At 69.8% G+C, this 15,203-nt stretch carries 14 protein-coding genes; 9 read left to right on the forward strand and 5 right to left on the reverse strand.

The features are described 5' to 3' along the window. Nucleotides 1-94 precede the first annotated feature (94 nt). Nucleotides 95-2,017 (forward strand): sensor domain-containing diguanylate cyclase, encoded by a 1,923-nt coding sequence (locus LK09_RS14970; RefSeq protein WP_052226828.1) that lies wholly within the window; start codon nt 95-97, stop codon nt 2,015-2,017. Here the strand turns inward: LK09_RS14970 and LK09_RS14975 are convergent. Further along, nucleotides 2,012-2,308: a DUF7882 family protein gene (locus LK09_RS14975; protein ID WP_039401105.1), complete on the reverse strand. Its 297-nt coding sequence runs from the start codon at nt 2,306-2,308 to the stop codon at nt 2,012-2,014. The genes LK09_RS14970 and LK09_RS14975 overlap by 6 nt on opposite strands. 37 nt (nt 2,309-2,345) lie before the next feature. Here LK09_RS14975 and LK09_RS14980 point away from each other — a divergent pair, with 37 nt between their 5' ends. Beyond that, entirely contained in the window at nt 2,346-2,600 is a 255-nt protein-coding gene (locus LK09_RS14980; RefSeq protein ID WP_039401109.1) for a hypothetical protein, read from the forward strand. 12 nt (nt 2,601-2,612) lie between these two features. Here LK09_RS14980 and LK09_RS14985 read toward each other — a convergent pair whose 3' ends face one another. Next, a complete protein-coding gene (locus tag LK09_RS14985) occupies nt 2,613-3,407 on the reverse strand; it encodes an EAL domain-containing protein (protein ID WP_197061066.1) in 795 nt (264 codons plus the stop codon). 59 nt (nt 3,408-3,466) lie between these two features. On the opposite strand from LK09_RS14985, the gene LK09_RS14990 reads away from it, so the two are divergent. Further along, nucleotides 3,467-3,778, forward strand: a complete 312-nt coding sequence (locus tag LK09_RS14990) for a DUF7882 family protein (RefSeq protein ID WP_039401114.1) — start codon at nt 3,467-3,469, stop codon at nt 3,776-3,778. 217 nt (nt 3,779-3,995) lie between these two features. On the opposite strand, the gene LK09_RS14995 is transcribed toward LK09_RS14990, so the two are convergent. Beyond that, the gene (locus LK09_RS14995) at nt 3,996-4,751 is read right to left on the reverse strand and encodes an SDR family NAD(P)-dependent oxidoreductase (protein ID WP_039401117.1); all 756 of its coding nucleotides are present in this window, start codon (nt 4,749-4,751) and stop codon (nt 3,996-3,998) included. A 107-nt stretch (nt 4,752-4,858) separates the two neighbouring features. Here LK09_RS14995 and LK09_RS15000 point away from each other — a divergent pair, with 107 nt between their 5' ends. The 4 genes from LK09_RS15000 to LK09_RS15015 are packed head-to-tail and all read left to right on the forward strand — an operon-like array spanning nt 4,859 to nt 10,198. Continuing rightward, nucleotides 4,859-5,482 (forward strand): TetR/AcrR family transcriptional regulator, encoded by a 624-nt coding sequence (locus LK09_RS15000; protein WP_039401121.1) that lies wholly within the window; start codon nt 4,859-4,861, stop codon nt 5,480-5,482. A gap of 38 nt (nt 5,483-5,520) precedes the next feature. After that, nucleotides 5,521-6,555 (forward strand): 3-oxoacyl-ACP synthase III, encoded by a 1,035-nt coding sequence (locus tag LK09_RS15005; RefSeq protein WP_039401124.1) that lies wholly within the window; start codon nt 5,521-5,523, stop codon nt 6,553-6,555. Next, nucleotides 6,552-9,233: an alpha/beta fold hydrolase gene (locus LK09_RS15010; RefSeq protein ID WP_039401127.1), complete on the forward strand. Its 2,682-nt coding sequence runs from the start codon at nt 6,552-6,554 to the stop codon at nt 9,231-9,233. Before LK09_RS15005 ends, LK09_RS15010 begins: the two co-directional genes overlap by 4 nt. Continuing rightward, complete coding sequence (locus LK09_RS15015) at nt 9,230-10,198, forward strand: NAD-dependent epimerase/dehydratase family protein (protein ID WP_039401130.1); 969 nt, start codon at nt 9,230-9,232, stop codon at nt 10,196-10,198. The genes LK09_RS15010 and LK09_RS15015 overlap by 4 nt, the downstream gene beginning before the upstream one ends. A 68-nt stretch (nt 10,199-10,266) precedes the next feature. Here the strand turns inward: LK09_RS15015 and LK09_RS15020 are convergent, their stop codons facing one another. After that, on the reverse strand, nt 10,267-11,976 hold the full coding sequence (locus tag LK09_RS15020; RefSeq protein WP_052226829.1) for a purple acid phosphatase family protein: 1,710 nt from the start codon (nt 11,974-11,976) through the stop codon (nt 10,267-10,269). A 277-nt stretch (nt 11,977-12,253) separates the two neighbouring features. Here LK09_RS15020 and LK09_RS15025 point away from each other — a divergent pair, with 277 nt between their 5' ends. Then, a complete protein-coding gene (locus tag LK09_RS15025; RefSeq protein ID WP_052226830.1) occupies nt 12,254-13,006 on the forward strand; it encodes a hypothetical protein in 753 nt (250 codons plus the stop codon). Between the two features lie 22 nt (nt 13,007-13,028). On the opposite strand, the gene LK09_RS15030 is transcribed toward LK09_RS15025, so the two are convergent. Continuing rightward, complete coding sequence (locus tag LK09_RS15030) at nt 13,029-14,261, reverse strand: HupE/UreJ family protein (RefSeq protein ID WP_052226831.1); 1,233 nt, start codon at nt 14,259-14,261, stop codon at nt 13,029-13,031. Nucleotides 14,262-14,437: 176 nt separating this feature from the next. Between LK09_RS15030 and LK09_RS15035 the strand changes: the two genes are divergently transcribed. After that, complete coding sequence (locus tag LK09_RS15035; RefSeq protein WP_052226832.1) at nt 14,438-15,148, forward strand: FadR/GntR family transcriptional regulator; 711 nt, start codon at nt 14,438-14,440, stop codon at nt 15,146-15,148. Nucleotides 15,149-15,203 lie beyond the last annotated feature (55 nt).

Here is a 15,203-nt window from a genome sequence, read left to right on the forward strand (position 1 = left end):
CGGTCGTCCAGTCGAGCGGGCCCCCCTTTCAGGGCCGGTGGCTTACGGTGGGAGTGGTGGTCGACTCGCGGCGCCTGCGCGAGAGGACTCACTCATGACGGACATCTTCGCCTTGTCTCCGGACGAATCGGCCCAGAGGGTCGAGGATGAGGCCGCCCGGCTCGTCGAGTGCGCGACGGAGGACATCCGGGCGATCGGTCGACTGCAGTCGTACGGATTTCTGCTGGGTGTCGATGAGGAGACCGGCACGGTCACGGTGGCGAGTGCCAACGCCGAGCACTATCTCGGGCGCACGCTCCGCGACGAGAGCGACCGCTTGGGCTGGATCCTCGATCATGCGTCGGCGGTGGATCCCGTCCGCGCGGAGGTCGACGGGAAGACCGTCGAGGTCATCGTGCACCGCGGCACCTCGCCGTTGCTGGTCGAGTGCGAATTCGTCGTCGACGACCTCGAATACGCGCGCACCGCCGCGGTGGGCGCGATCGAGCGCGTCGCCGCGGTCGACGACATCGATGAGCTTCCCCTGGTCGCCGCCCGCGAGATCAAGGCGATCACGGGCTTCGACCGGGTGATGTTCTACGACTTCCACGCGGACGGACACGGCCAGATCGTCGCCGACGAGCGCGAGCCGGACATGGTCCCGTACTTCGGCCTGCACTTCCCGGCATCCGACATTCCCTCCCAGGCGCGTGCGCTCTATGTCGAGAAGCGGTCCCGGGTGATCGCCGACACGGACGATCCCGGCGTGGATGTGCTCACTCTGCTGCCCGAGGAGCGCCCCGTCGACCTCGGACCGACCGAGCTGCGGGCGTCCTCCCCCCACCATCTGGTGTTCATGCGCAACATGGGGCAGGCCGCGACCCTCTCGCTGTCACTCGTCGAAGACGGAAAGCTCGTCGGGCTCATCACGTGCGCGCATCGCACTCCCCGGAGGCTTCCGGTTCTGCTGCGTCGCGCGCTCGAGGTGCTGGCGGCCCAGGTCACCGCGCAGCGGACCCTCCTCCAGCGCGTCCGGACCCTGCAGCGCCGGATCGACACACAGGAGCGCCTGTCGGGGGTCCTCGCGGCGCTTTTCGAGCGTGCGGATGCCGGCGAGGCGCTGACGACCGGCGAGCACACCCTGCTCGACATCGTTCCCGCGGACGGCGTGGTCGTCCGCCTGAGCGGCGAGGTCCACACGGTCGGGCTCGTTCCTCCTCCGGCGTCGCTCTTCCGCGCGGTCGGTCTGCTGGGAGACGGCCGGCACGCGGTGGAGGCGCTTCCCCTGCAGCATCCCGAGGCTGCGGCTGCGATCCCGGGGATCGCCGGGCTGCTCGTGGTGCCGCTGGACCGCGACGACGTGATCGTCTTCGTGCGCAACGAGGTCGTGCAGACGGTCGAGTGGCTGGGCGATCAGCGTCCGGAGAATCGGGAGCACGCCCTCTCGCCGCGGCGGTCCTTCTCGGCCTGGAGCGAGAGCGTGGCCGGTCACAGCCTGCCGTGGGGCACCCACGCCCAGGACGCCTTCGAGTTCGGCGACCGCCTGCGGAGCGCCCTCGCCTCGCGGGAGCAGGCCGAACTCGCGCTGCGTGATCCGCTGACCGGTCTGTACAACCGTCGCTTCCTCGAGCAGCTGCTCTCGACGATGTCCGCCGAGGACTACGACACCACGAGCGTCATCTTCCTCGACGTCGACGACTTCAAGGGGATCAACGACACCCACGGCCACGCGACCGGAGACACGGTGCTCCGGGTCCTCGCCCAGCGCCTGCGCGGAAGCGTACGCGACGAAGACCGCGTCATCCGCCTGGGCGGCGACGAGTTCCTGATCGTCTGTGCGGAGACGGACGTGGCGGAGGCGAGGGGGATCGCGGAACGCGCGCTGGCGACGGTGGCGCGTCCGATCCGCGCGGAGGGGGAGACCCTGTCGGTGCGGGTCTCGGGCGGCCTCGTCACCGGCGGGACGGACATCGTGACGTCGGCCGACGCGGCGATGTACCGCGCGAAGAAGGCCGGCGGCGGCCGGATCTCGCTATGACGGAACCGGCTCGGGGACCAGCCGCAGCCCTCCGGGCGAGTTCGCCGTGTCGATGAGCTCCTGAAGCCAGAGGCGGTTGATCTCGGGCATCGGTCCGCTGTACTCGAACCGGAGGGTGACATCCGGCGAGATCCACATCGACTGACGCAGCGAGGTCTTCTCGTCGATCAGCGCCAGGGAGAGACTCTCCCGGCGGCGCAGCTTCGCGAGGATGACGAGCTCGATGTGAGCGAGATCCCTGTCGTCGAGCGGAAAGGATGCCGGAGTCGATCCGTAGTGAAGGGTGCCCACGGGACGATTCTACGGTGGGGCAGGATAGCCTGGGGGAATGGCGATCGTGAACCGGCTGACCGTGGACGGACGTGACTACTTCCTTCCCGACCCTGTGACCGACCTGAAGCAGAAGATTCTCGTCGCCGTGCGCGATGGCGGCGGTTACGTGAACATCCCCCCGCTGCGCGGGGGTCCGGGCATCGACATCCTCTTCTCGCCGGGCATGCCCGTCACCTGGACCCAGATCGACGTCGGCGAGGCGGCCTCCGCCGAAGACACGCTGGCGGGCGGGGACGACTACGACCTCTGACCCGGAGGGCGATCAGGCGCCGGATCGGGCGAGGAGCTGTTCGAAGTCGGCGGCGGGGATCGCGCGTCCCCAGAGGAATCCCTGGCCGCGGTGACAGCGGCGCCGCGTCGAGCGGTTCAGGTCGTCAACCGTTTCGATGCCCTCGGCGACCACGCGCCATCCGTGCCGATCCGCAGCATCGATCACCTGCCCGATGATGCGGTCCGCCTGCACGTCGACGCGCTGCACGAGTGACCGGTCGAGCTTGACCTCGCGAATCGGGAGGCCTTCGAGCGTGTGCAGCGCCGTCCCGCCCACGCCGAAGTCGTCGACCGACACGGTGATGCCGGCGCGGTCGAGACGGCTGAGCGCCTCGCCCATCGCCGAACTGAACTGCGGCGACGGCGTCTCGACGATCTCGATCGTCAGCGCGGGCGGCTCCAGTCCGGCTCCCTCGGCGCACCGGATGACCGCGTCGGCGTAGGCCACGGACATATGCGTCGGGGCGGCGTTCACCGACAGCGCGAGGTCGTGCCCTGCGGCGCGCCACGTCGCGACCTGGCGGACGGCCCGCTGGAGCACATCCGTGTCCAGCGTCTCGAGGAAGCCCCCCTCCTCCGCGAGGGGGATGAAGACGTCGGGTGGCACCTCGCCGAACTCGGGATGCGACCACCGCGCGAGCGCCTCGACGGCGACGGGCCGTGCGTTTCGCGGGTCATCGTCTCCGGTCGAGGCGAGATCCCACTGGCCCTGGTAGGCGATGTCCAGTCCTCCCGTGCGAAGCGAGCGCCGAAGATCGTCCGGATGCAGTGCTGATGACAGGGACATCATCATTCCTTCCGTGGGATCCGTTCGTTCTCGTCGCGTCGCGGGATAGGCTGTGGGCAATGGGAACCCTTACCTATGATGCCAAAATCACGGTCTCGTTCGACGACCGCGTGCTGGCCCACCTCCAGCAGGTCATCTGGGCGAAGCTGCGTCGAGGCGAGGCCTTCCCGTTCACGTGGTCGGATCCGATGCGCACCGGCCTCGGTCGAACCTCCGTCTGGCTCACTCCGAACGCGACGCTTTCGTTCCAGTACTTCGGCGGGCGCACGCCGCGCATCAACCCGGCCTGGATCGATGCCCTCACGAAGTCGGCAAACTCGCCCGGCGGCCTGTTCATCGTTCCCGAGCCCGACGTCGCGCCTGCTCAGTAGGAGTACCAGGTCGACCGCCGACGGCGGCGACGAGGTCCGAAGATGAGTCGGCGTGTGCTCTCCAGCCACCCGACGTGCCGGTCCAGATGTGAATTGGTCATGGTGATTCCCTCCGTGCTCGACCATCGAACCCGACGACGATGGGAATCACGGACCCTTGACGGATCGGCCCGCGAGGGTTAGTCTCGCGGGCCGATCCTGATCGTCTGGGCGCGCCTCAGTGTGCCGCGTACCCGCCGTCGACCAGGTGGTAGCTGCCGCTGACGAAGGTCGCGGCATCCGACGCGAGGAAGGCGACGAGGTTCGCGACCTCCTGCGCGTCCCCGAGACGGCCGAGGGCGTGCTGTGCGGCGAGGGCCGCCTGTGCGTCCGTGTCGAGGTTGGCGTCGACGAGCGGCGTGTGGATGAAGCCCGGGCCGACGGCGTTCACGCGCACGCCCTGTGCCCCGTACTCGAGGGCCGCGTTCTTCGTGAGGCCCACGACACCGTGCTTCGCGGTGACATAGGCGGAGGACATCGGGATGCCGACCGAGCCGAGGACGGACGAGATGTTCACGATCGCGCCGCCGCCGTTCTCCGCGATGGCCGGCGCCTGCGCGCGCGTGCCGTAGAACACCGCGTTCAGGTTGATGTCGATGACCTTCTGCCACGAGTCGATCGGGTACTCGCCGACCGGCGCCGCGGCGCCGCCGATGCCCGCGTTGTTGACGGCGATCCGAAGCGGGGCGAGTGCCTGTGCCGCCTGGACCGCGGCGACGGCGACCGCCGGATCCGACACGTCGCCGACGAACGCGACGGCGGTGCCGCCCGCCTCCGTGATCTCCGCGACGACCGCGTCGGCGGCTTCCTGTCGCACGTCGCCCACGACGACCGCCGCGCCGTTCGCGGCGAGAGTGAGGGCGATCGCCCGGCCGATGCCGGATCCAGCGCCGGTGACGACGGCAGAGCGATCCGCGACATCATACGTAGCCATGATTTACCTCCGTTGGTGGCGTCATGTGTGGCGCCGTTCCTTGTCCGACAGCTGTCGGACATCTAAGATAACCAACACCTGTCGTAGATATTCCCCGGAGGGTGGACATGGATCCGCGCAAGCGCCGAAGCCGCGACCGACTCTTCGCCGCGGCACTCGAGGTCGCCGCCGAGCACCCGATCTCGGCGCTCACCGTGACGCAGGTCGCGAACGCCGCAGGCGTGCACCGGTCGACCTTCTACGAACACGCCGACTCCCCGCAGGCACTGGTCGAAGCCGCGCTCACGACAGAGCTCGACCGACTGCGCGACGAGCTCATGCGTGATCACGGGGACCCGGCGACCGCCCTCACCACCGTCACCGCCGGGGTCCTCGAGCACATCCTGCGCCACCGTGAGATCTACCGTCGTGAGCTCGGAGACGACGGCGGAGCGCTGCACGGGATGCTCAGCAGGCACTTCCGGGGGACGACAGAAGCGCTGCTGCGCGATGGGCGGATCGACATCCCGATCACGGTCGAAGGCTCATCGGCGCCCGAGGTCTCCGACGCTGCGTCACGCTTCCTCGCGGACGGAACGGTGGGGCTCATCCGCGGATGGCTCGGCCGGCCTGAACCCCGGGTCGAGGACTTCCTGCGCATCTACCTCGCGCTGCTTCCCGCCTGGTGGCCGCACTCGACGACGTCCCGTATTCGGCATCCTGAATCCGGCCCACACCCGTACGGCGTATAGTCCATTTCCTGGGGTCAGTGCCTGCTGGGCCATATTCGATGGGGGGTCCGGTGGACGGAAATGCGACTTCGCGGCTGAGCAACGTGGCCCTGTTGTCCGTGGCGAGCACCCTGCCGAGCCGCGTGACGACATCCGCCGAGATCGAGGATCGTCTGTCGGTCGCGTTGCGACGACTGAAACTGCCCGGGGGGCTGCTGCAGCGTGTCGCCGGGGTGATCGAGCGACGCAACTGGGCGCCGGGCGAGTCTTCGGACGACGCGACGATCGCGGCAGGACGACGTGCGCTGGCCGAGGCGGGGGTCGATCCCTCCGAGGTCGGACTGCTCATCAACACGTCCGTGACCCGCAAGCACCTCGAACCATCGGTCGCGGTTCGTCTGCACCACGGCCTGAACCTGCCCAGCTCCGCGATCAATTTCGACATCGCCAACGCCTGCCTCGGGTTCGTCAGCGGCATGAACCTCGCCGCCACCATGATCGAGTCTGGTCAGATCCGCTACGCGATGATCGTCAACGGTGAGGATGCCGACGACATCCAGGACAACACGATCCGTCGACTGCTTCGCCCGGAGGTGGGTCGTGACGACTTCATGAGCGAGTTCGCCTCTCTCACGCTCGGTTCGGGAGCCGCCGTGGCGGTGCTCGGCCGGGCCGACGAGCATCCCGCCGGCCATCGCATCCTGGGCGGGGTGTCGCGCGCCGCCACGCAGTTCCACGACCTGTGCGTCGGCAGCGTCGACGGCATGTTCACGGACGCGAAGGCATTGCTCAAGGGCGGCCTCGAGCTCGTCCAGTCCGCGTGGAAGGGCGCGGCCGCGGAGTGGCGGTGGTCGTCCATGGACCGCTACGTCACGCACCAGGTCTCCTCGGTGCACACCAACGCGATCGTGAAGGCGGCGAAGCTCGACCGTTCGCGTGTGCCGGTGACCTTCAGCAAATACGGCAACGTCGGGCCCGCCTCCATCCCGATCACCCTCGTCGAAGAGCAGGCGACGCTCCGCCCGGGAGACCGCGTGCTGCTGATGGGCGTCGGCTCGGGGCTCAACACGGCGATGATGGAGCTCGCCTGGTGAGCGCAGGTGCGAGCCTGCCCCCACACGACCTGCCCGGTCTCGATCCCCGGTTCTCCCGCATCGTCGCCGTGCCCGGTCGAGGAATCGACGCCGGGTCGGTGCGGGAATGGCACTGCCTCGACAACGGCGCAGAGCTCGACCGACTTCGGCATCCCGCGGTCGGAACCATCCTCGCCGTCCACGGCAATCCGACCTGGTCGTACCTGTGGCGAGCCCTCGTCGCCGAGACCGTGCGCCAGGCCGAGGCCGGCGGGCCCGTGTGGCGCCTCGTCGCCGTCGACCAGCTCGACATGGGCTATTCCGAGCGCACCGGCGTGCACCGCCCGCTCGCGCAGCGGGTCGCCGATCTTGCGGCCTTCACGGAGGCGCTTGCCCTCACCGGGCCGGTCGTCACCCTCGGCCACGACTGGGGCGGCGTGGTGTCGCTCGGCTGGGCGATCGATCATCCGGCCGCGCTCGCCGGGGTGATGCTGCTGAACACCGCCGTGCATCATCCGTCCGGCGTCCCGATCCCCGCGCCGCTGCGCCTCGCGCGCGTGCGCGGTGTGCTCGCGACCTCGACCGTGACCACGTCCGCATTTCTCGACACGACCCTCGCGCTCGCCTCGCCCGCGTTGGATGCCGCGACGAAGGCCGCCTACCGGGCACCGTACCGGTCCGCCGCCCGGCGTCGTGGGATCGGCGGATTCGTCGACGACATCCCCGTCGATGAGCGGCACGAGAGTCATCCCGAGCTCGACCGGATCGCCTCGGGTGTCGCCGGGCTCACCGTGCCGGCATTGCTCCTGTGGGGGCCGCGCGACCCGATCTTCACCGACCGATATCTCGACGATCTCGTGGATCGTCTGCCGCACGCCGATGTGCACCGGTTCGAGGGAGCCGGTCACCTGGTCGCCGAGGATCGTCCGTACGCCGACGCGGTGCTCGCGTGGCTGAGCGACCGGGCGGAAACGCTCCAAGCGCCGGGTGTCGTCTCGGCGGAGTCCGACGACGAGCAGACAGCCGATGTGACAGCCACCGCTGAGCCCGGGTTCGTGCCGATCTGGCAGAAGCTCACCGATCGTGCCGCAGATGGAGACGTCGCGATCATCGACATGGCGACGGGGCGCTCGCAGCCGGTCCGCCGGGTGAGCTGGCGGCAGCTCGACGATCGGGTGCGGCGACTGGCCGCGGGGCTGCACCGGGTGGGCGTGCGCAAGGGCGACCGGGTGTCGCTGCTCATCCCACCCGGACCCACGCTCTCGGCCGTCGTGTATGCCTGCCTCCGGATCGGCGCGGTGGTCGTCGTCGCAGACGCGGGGCTCGGCATCCGCGGCCTCACCCGCGCTGTGCGCGGTGCGTGGCCGGACGTCATCATCGGCGAGACTCCCGGTCTCGCCGCGGCGCGTGCCCTGGGCTGGCCCGGCATGCGCATCTCGGCGCCTCGGCTGCCGCGGGTGTCGGCTGCGGCACTCGGCGTCTCGTACAGCCTCAGCGACATCGTGGAGGCGGGACGCGACGAGTCCCTTCCGGCTCCGCCCGATGCCGGTGACGACGCGGCGATCCTCTTCACCTCGGGATCGACCGGACCCGCCAAGGGCGTCGTCTACACGCACGCCCAGCTTTCCGCGCTTCGCGACGTTCTCGCCGAGCATTTCGACGTGACGAGCGAGACCGGTCTGGTCACCGGATTCGCCCCGTTCGCGCTGCTCGGTCCGGCGCTGGGGACACGGTCGGCGACACCGGACATGGACGTCTCCGCACCGCGCACCCTCACCGCAGCCGCGGTGGCCGCGGCCGTCCGCGCGTCGGATGGCCGGATCGTCTTCCTGTCCCCGGCCGCGATCCTGAACGTGGTGGACACCGCCGGCGATCTGACCGAGGCCGACCGCGAGGCGCTCGCCCGGGTGAGCGTGTTCCTCTCGACGGGAGCGCCGATCGGTGCGGGCCTGCTGGAGGCCGCGGCGCAGATCATGCCGAATGCGACGGCGCACACCCCGTACGGCATGACCGAGTGCCTGCTGGTCACCGATGTGACGCTCGAAGGCGTGCGGGATGCGGCGGACTCTCCGGATGCCGGCGTCTGCGTCGGAGTGCCGATCGGCTCGAATCGCGTGCTGGTGAGCGCGCTCGACGCCGACGGGCGCGCGACCGGCACCCCGAGCGCGGAGCCGGGAGTGCTCGGTGAGATCGTCGTGTCGGCGCCGCATCTGAGGGACCACTACGACCGGCTCTGGCTCACCGACCGGGAGTCCGTCCGCGAGACCGGGGACGGCGAGGAGCTCCGCTGGCATCGCACGGGCGATGTCGGGCACCTCGACGAGCGCGGACGCGTGTGGATCGAAGGCCGGATGCCGCATGTGATCGCCGCGGCGGACAGGCTCATCGCGCCTGTCGGAGCGGAGCAGCGGGTCGAGCGCGTCGATGCTGTCCGTCGTGCGGCCGTCGTCGGGATCGGGCCGCACGGGCTGCGGCAGGCGGTCGCGGTCGTCGAGACCACCCCTCGCGTGAGGCGGGCGGGGCTCGCCGATCCGGCCCTCACCCGGACGGTGCGCGAGAGCGTCGGCATCCCCCTCGTCGCTGTTCTCGCTGTGCCGCAGCTGCCCACTGACATCCGCCACAACTCGAAGATCGATCGGTCGCGGCTGTCCGGATGGGCTGAGGGCATCCTCTCCGGCGCGAAGCCGACGGCGCCGTGAAGGTGCTCGTCACCGGGGCATCCGGATACCTGGGTCGCGCGGTCGCCGCCGAGCTCGTCGCGAGGGGCTTCGGGGTGAGCACCCTGCAGCGGCGGCCGTCTCGAGTGGCCGGGGTCACGGATGTCCTCGGATCGATCACGGACCCGCGGGTTGTTCAGCGCGCCGTCGAGGGCGTCGACGGTGTCGTGCACCTGGCGGCGAACGTGTCGCTCGCCGGCCCCGCCGAACGGTTCCACGCGGTCAATGTCGAGGGCACCCGGATGCTCCTCGACGCGGCCGAGCGCGGGGGAGCGTCCCGGTTCGTGCAGGTCTCTTCGCCCTCGGTCGCCCACGCCGGGTCTGCTCTGGCGGGCGTCGGTGCGGAGCCCGCAGACCCGCAGCATGCGCGCGGCGAGTATGCGCGGACCAAAGCCGAAGCGGAGCTGATGGCGTTGGCGAGGGACTCGTCGCGGATGCATGTCGTCGCCGCGCGGCCGCACATCGTCTGGGGGCCGGGCGACACACAGCTGATCGCCCGTGTCGTGGACCGGGCGCGACGAGGACGCTTGCCGCTGCTGAACAACGGAACCGCGCTCATCGACACCACCTACATCGACAACGCCGCCGGCGGGATCGCCGCGGCTTTCGAGCGCGCGCCCGAGGCACACGGCCGGGCCTACGTCATCACGAACGGCGAGCCGCGCCCGGTGGGCGACCTGCTCGCGAGCATCTGTCTCGCGGCCGGAGTGCGCCCGCCCGCGTGGAGCGTCCCGGCCTGGCTCGGTCGCGCGGCGGGCTCGGGTATCGAGCGGGTGTGGGCGTTCCTGCCCGGCGACGACGAACCGCCGATGACGCGCTTCCTCGCAGAGCAGCTGTCGACTGCGCACTGGTTCGACCAGCGCGAGACCCGCCGCGACCTCGATTGGTCGCCGCAGGTGTCGATCGACGAGGGCCTCCGCCGCCTCGCCGCGAGCTACGCCGCGTGAAGGTGTGAGGCCGCGAAAGGGCGCCCCCGGCTGGGGGCGCCCTTCCGCTCATCAGGATCGCGAGGTCATCACTTCGTGCTGTTGTCGCGGGTGATCGTCACCGAGTCCTGGATGCTGCCCACGGGGGCGACGCCCTGCGTGGTGACGAACCTGTCGGCGTCGGCGTTGCTGGGGGTGCCGGCCGCGCCACGCGACGGCTGGTTGCGGGTGAACACGCCGTCGCCGTTGGTGTCGACGAGCTTGCCGCCTGCCTGCGCCGCGCCGCACCAGGTGCCGTACCCCTGGGTCGTGTACTTGTTCGGGTAGTCGCAGACACCGGCGACCACGTTCGACACCTTCAGCGACTGCGAGGTGACCTCGACCTTGAGATAGGTGCGGACGTTGTCCTGGTTCTCGACCGAGTTGGCCCAGTGCAGGGCGTGCGTGCCCGCCGGCGTGCCGTTGGTCGCGTTGGCCTTCGCGGGACCCCACGGCATGAACTGCAGGTCGTACAGGCCGTTGTGCGTGGCGTCGCTCGTTCCCGCGATCGGCTCGGTGAGCGAGTAGTACTTCGAGCCCGAGGCGGAGTTCGTCGTCACGTAGACGACGCCTCCCGGACCCTCGAACACCGAGTCCTGGGCCTGCTGCTCAGCGGCATCCTGACGCGCCGCCCCGTCGCCGGAGTTGCGCAGCACGTACGAGCGCGAATACGAGTGGTCGTGGCCCTGCAGCACCAGGTTGATCCCGAGGTCGGAGAACGCCTTGGTGAAGTCGGGGCGACGAGCCACGTTGTCGCTGTCGTTGGCGTGCGAGGCCGGCGAGTAGATCGCGTGGTGGTACGAGACGACCTTCCACTGCGCGGACGGGTTCGCCTCGACGGCCTTGCGGACGAAGTCCATGTGGGCCGGGTTCTTGACGCTCGACTGGGCGTTGGAGTTGATCACCACGAACAGCACGCCCTTGTAGGTGTACCAGTAGTCGCCGCCCGCCGCGGTCTGCAGGTCGGAGGTGGTGACGTCGCTGTTCGGCAGCGCGAAGTGGTACTTGTAGCCGAGGTCGGAGGAGTCGTGGTTGCCGATCGCGGCGGCGTAGGGGATGGTGCGCAGCTGGTCCGGCTGGAACCAGGCATCCCACTGCGACTCGACGTTGGCGGTCTCGATCTGGTCGCCCGTCGAGGTGAGCAGCTCGAGGGGCAGGCCGTCGTTCGCGGCATCCGCCTGGAGGGCGTTCAGGGTGGCCGTCCAGCCGGCCGCGTCCTCCTGCAGGTCGGACGAGGTCGACAGCGAGTTGCTGTTCGAGTCCGCGCCGATCTGAGGGTCGCCGAACGCGCCGAAGGTGAAGCCCTTGCCGACGCCGAACGAGCTTGTCTTGAACGTGTAGGTCGGCGAGGCCGAGCCGTCCTTCGCGAGCACCCGGTAGGAGTAGCTCGTGTTCGCGGAGAAGCCGCTGAGCAGGGCGCTGCCCCGGTACGGCGACCGGGCGACGTCGCCGCCCGAGGTGCCGGTCGTGGCGATGATCTCGGCGGGGAAGCTGACGGCGTGCTTGTCGAACGCGCCGTGGTCCAGCTGGGCGGTCTTCTCGAGCTGCACGACGGATGCCGTGTCCTTGTCGGCGTACCAGGTGACGTAGTGCGAGCGCTCGTCGGCGCCGACGCCGAGCACGATGGTCTTGATGTCGACCGGCGCATCAGCGGCGACCGCGGCCTGGGCGGCGAAGACGCCGCCGGTCGCGACGCCCGCGCCGAGGGCGATGACCCCGACGCTCGCGGCCAGACGTCCGCGGGACTGTTTCTTCTTCATCTCTTCGGATCCTTCACAAGGTTTCAATCGGGATGGTGGAGCGAAAATGCAGAGCATTCTCGGGTCCGGCATAGATGTTTCCCACCTTCGGCAACGGTGCAGCGAACTGCAGTGGATGCCCGGGTGAACTGGACACGGTCGGCCGATGACCATCTCGTGCTGTCCCGCGCCTGGTTCGTCGTGCGGATGCCGCGCCCCGTACGGTGACTCCTGGCGGCGCCCTTCGGGGCATCCCGCTGCCATCGCCGATGATCCGCATCCTGAATGGAGTCGCTCCGTGCCGGTCCAGTCCCCCGGTCGCGTCCGCCGTCGCACCGTCGTGTCGGTCCTCGTCCTCGCAGTCGTCGTCGTGGCGATCGCGGGAGTGTGGATCGCCGGAAAGTCCCTGGCATCGGCGACGCCCGGACACCCCGCGTCCGCGGCGGAGGGGAGCCTGGCATCCGGCTTCCACGCCCCGGACCGCGCGACGTACTACAGCAGCCAGGTGGTGGAGCCGGACCCCGAGACCTGGACCGATGTCCGCCCGTCCGGGGAGTACCGGGTGATGCTCCTCGCCCAGGGCCGCGACGCGCACACCGCCCACGACCCACAGGTGGCGACCCTCGTCGACGCTGTCAAGCGCTGGGCCCGCGACGAGGACCGGGTCTCACTGACGGTCCGGTACCTCGGCGATCCGCACACCTCCATCGACGCCATCGATCACGCGGCGCGGTCCAAGACCGCCGATCTCATCGTGGTCGCCGGCAACGGGCTGGTCGACCCGGTCGCGGTCGTCTCCGCGAACTACGCCGGCGAGAACCCCCAGCAGTTCCTCGTGCTGGGGGCCGAGGTGGCCGAGCCGACGACCAACATCACCGCCACGGACTGGGTGGGATCCGCCTACCTGGGCGAGGGCGTCCCGGAGGCGGACTACTACGATCCGGCATCCGTCACGGCGCCGCGTGCCTACGCCGCGCTGCGGGCCGGCGCCGCCGCGGTGCTCAGCGGGTACACCGGCGTCATCGTGCGCATCCCCGTCGACCGCTACTGACCTCGACCGCTCGCAGCGGCCGTCACGCCGTGCCGGAGACGCGCTGCACGAACCAGATCAGTCCCATGACGGAGACGCCGGCCGCGACGACCACCCCGGCGAGCATCCCCGCCTTCGGCACCTGGCGGCGCAGGAGCAGGAGGAGGGGGAAGACCAGCAGGATGATGCTCAGCTGCACCGCCTCGATGCCGACGTTGAAGACGAGCAGCGAGCCGAGCAGCGACCACGACAGCGGCTCGTCGATGCCGAGCGCGCTCGCGAAGCCGAGCCCGTGCAGGAGCCCGAAGAGGAACACGACGGCCAGGCGCGCCCAGTCGGCCGTGTCGAGCCCCGTCTTCGTCTGACGCGCGATCCGGGCGAGTGGATCGTTGCGCTCCCGCCACACCCGCCACAGGTACCAGATCGCGACCACGGCGATCGACATCGCGATGGCCGGTTCGACGATCGCCGCGGGCACCGTCACGAGGCCGAGCGCCGCGAGGATGAAGGTCACCGAGTGCGCGACCGTGAAGGATGTCGCGGCGAGCACGATGTCCCGCAGCCTGCGCGAGCCGACGATGAGCGCGAGCAGGAACAGGATGTGGTCGATGCCGAAGAGCAGGTGCTCGGCGCCGAGCAGGAAGAACTGCCCGAACCGGACGAACGCGGGCTGCTCCGTGCTGAACGTCGTGGCATCCGCCGTGAGGCTCGCGCTGCCGGACTGCCCGTCCAGCGCATATTTGAGGATCGTGACGGTGCCCTGCACGTAGCCCTCGCCATCCGGGAACAGCTGCGAGCGGAACTCGTGCGCGCTCGCCGGCGGGCAGTGCCAGTCGAGCGTCAGGGCGGCATACGGCAACTGCTCGCGGTAGGTCACGCCGATGGCACGCGACCGCTCGGGCACGCACGGCTTGCCGCCTGCGCTGACCGCGAAGCGCTTCGTCGCATACGAGACCACCTCGTCCGCATGGGCATTGAGCGCCGACGGCTCGTGGCCGGTCTGGAAGACCGCCATGCCGTCCTTGTAGAACTTCGGGGCCTTCTCGTTCTCGGCGACCGAGACGACGAGCAGGTCGTACTCGAGCTCGAGCGTCGTGCGGACCGTGTCGCCGGCGGATTTCGCGGCATCCACGTAGACGACGCTCGAGAACCCGTGCGCGTCACTCGGGGCCGCGGCCAGCACCGAGACCGCGAGGCTCCCGACGACGACGAGGAGTGCGAGGATGCTGCGGGCGAACGGGACGCGGGGGCGGGGCGCGGCAGGGCGGGCGATCATGGGACTCCTTCGGGCTCCCCGATGCTTTCCCACACCTGTGAACGGGTGCGGTCACGACGGCGAACGCCAGGCGAACCCTCGATCGCGCGCGGACACGCACCCCCCCCCGGCGGGCGTCATCCAAAATCCTCCGGACTGAAATCCCGGGGAAACAGAGTGCCAGCAGGATCGGACGCGTGGACAACCTGTCAGACAGCTGGACCGGTCAGCCGACCGGCGGTCGCATCGGCGCCGTCGAGTACGTGCTCCGCGATCTGAATGACGCCATCACCGCCGGAGTCGCCCGCGTGGGGGACCGGCTGCCCGCGGAGCACGCGCTCGCGGCCCGGTACGGAGTCTCCCGTACCGTCATCCGCGAAGTCCTCCGCATCCTGGAAACCCGCGGCCTCACGGTCACGCGAACAGGCCGCGGGACGTTCGTCGCCGCGCTGGAAGCCACCCGCGGACTCCGCTTCGGCGGCTATTCGGCGTCGGATCTCATCGAGGCGCGCCCGCACATCGAGGTGGCGGCCGCCGGTCTGGCCGCGGTCCGTCGCAGCGAGGACCAGGTGACGGCCCTGCAGGATCTCCTCGAGCAGATGGACAACGAACAGGATCCGAAGAAGTGGGTCGAGCTCGACTCGTCCCTGCACTCGACGATCGCCGCGGCGTCGGGGAATCCGGTCTTCGCGGATGTGCTCGCCCAGATCAGCCACGCTCTGGTCAGTCAGTCGAGCGTCATCAACCTTGCGCCGGGCCGCCGTGAGCAGTCCGACAGCGAACACCGTGCCATCGTCGCGGCCATCGCCCGCGGATCGGTCGCCGAGGCCGAGGACGGCATGCACTTCCATCTCGATCAGGTGAAGGAGGTCCTGCTCACCATCACCGCACTCGATGAGCAGCGCTGACGGAGTCGCGCTCAGCCGGGTGGTCCCTCGTGCTCCACTCCAACGAAAGGCAAAC

It is taken from the genome of Microbacterium mangrovi (genome assembly GCF_000802305.1).
In the GTDB taxonomy this organism is placed as follows: Bacteria; Actinomycetota; Actinomycetes; order Actinomycetales; family Microbacteriaceae; genus Microbacterium; species Microbacterium mangrovi.

Bases quoted from the DNA above. Each gene is read 5' to 3' on its own strand.
- LK09_RS14970 (WP_052226828.1), top strand. From the start codon at position 95: ATGACGGACATCTTCGCCTTGTCTCCGGACGAATCGGCCCAGAGGGTC.
- LK09_RS14980 (WP_039401109.1), top strand. From the start codon at position 2,346: ATGGCGATCGTGAACCGGCTGACCGTGGACGGACGTGACTACTTCCTT.
- LK09_RS14985 (WP_197061066.1), bottom strand. From the start codon at position 3,407: ATGTCCCTGTCATCAGCACTGCATCCGGACGATCTTCGGCGCTCGCTT.
- LK09_RS14990 (WP_039401114.1), top strand. From the start codon at position 3,467: ATGGGAACCCTTACCTATGATGCCAAAATCACGGTCTCGTTCGACGAC.
- LK09_RS14995 (WP_039401117.1), bottom strand. From the start codon at position 4,751: ATGGCTACGTATGATGTCGCGGATCGCTCTGCCGTCGTCACCGGCGCT.
- LK09_RS15000 (WP_039401121.1), top strand. From the start codon at position 4,859: ATGGATCCGCGCAAGCGCCGAAGCCGCGACCGACTCTTCGCCGCGGCA.
- LK09_RS15005 (WP_039401124.1), top strand. From the start codon at position 5,521: ATGGGGGGTCCGGTGGACGGAAATGCGACTTCGCGGCTGAGCAACGTG.
- LK09_RS15020 (WP_052226829.1), bottom strand. From the start codon at position 11,976: ATGAAGAAGAAACAGTCCCGCGGACGTCTGGCCGCGAGCGTCGGGGTC.
- LK09_RS15030 (WP_052226831.1), bottom strand. From the start codon at position 14,261: ATGATCGCCCGCCCTGCCGCGCCCCGCCCCCGCGTCCCGTTCGCCCGC.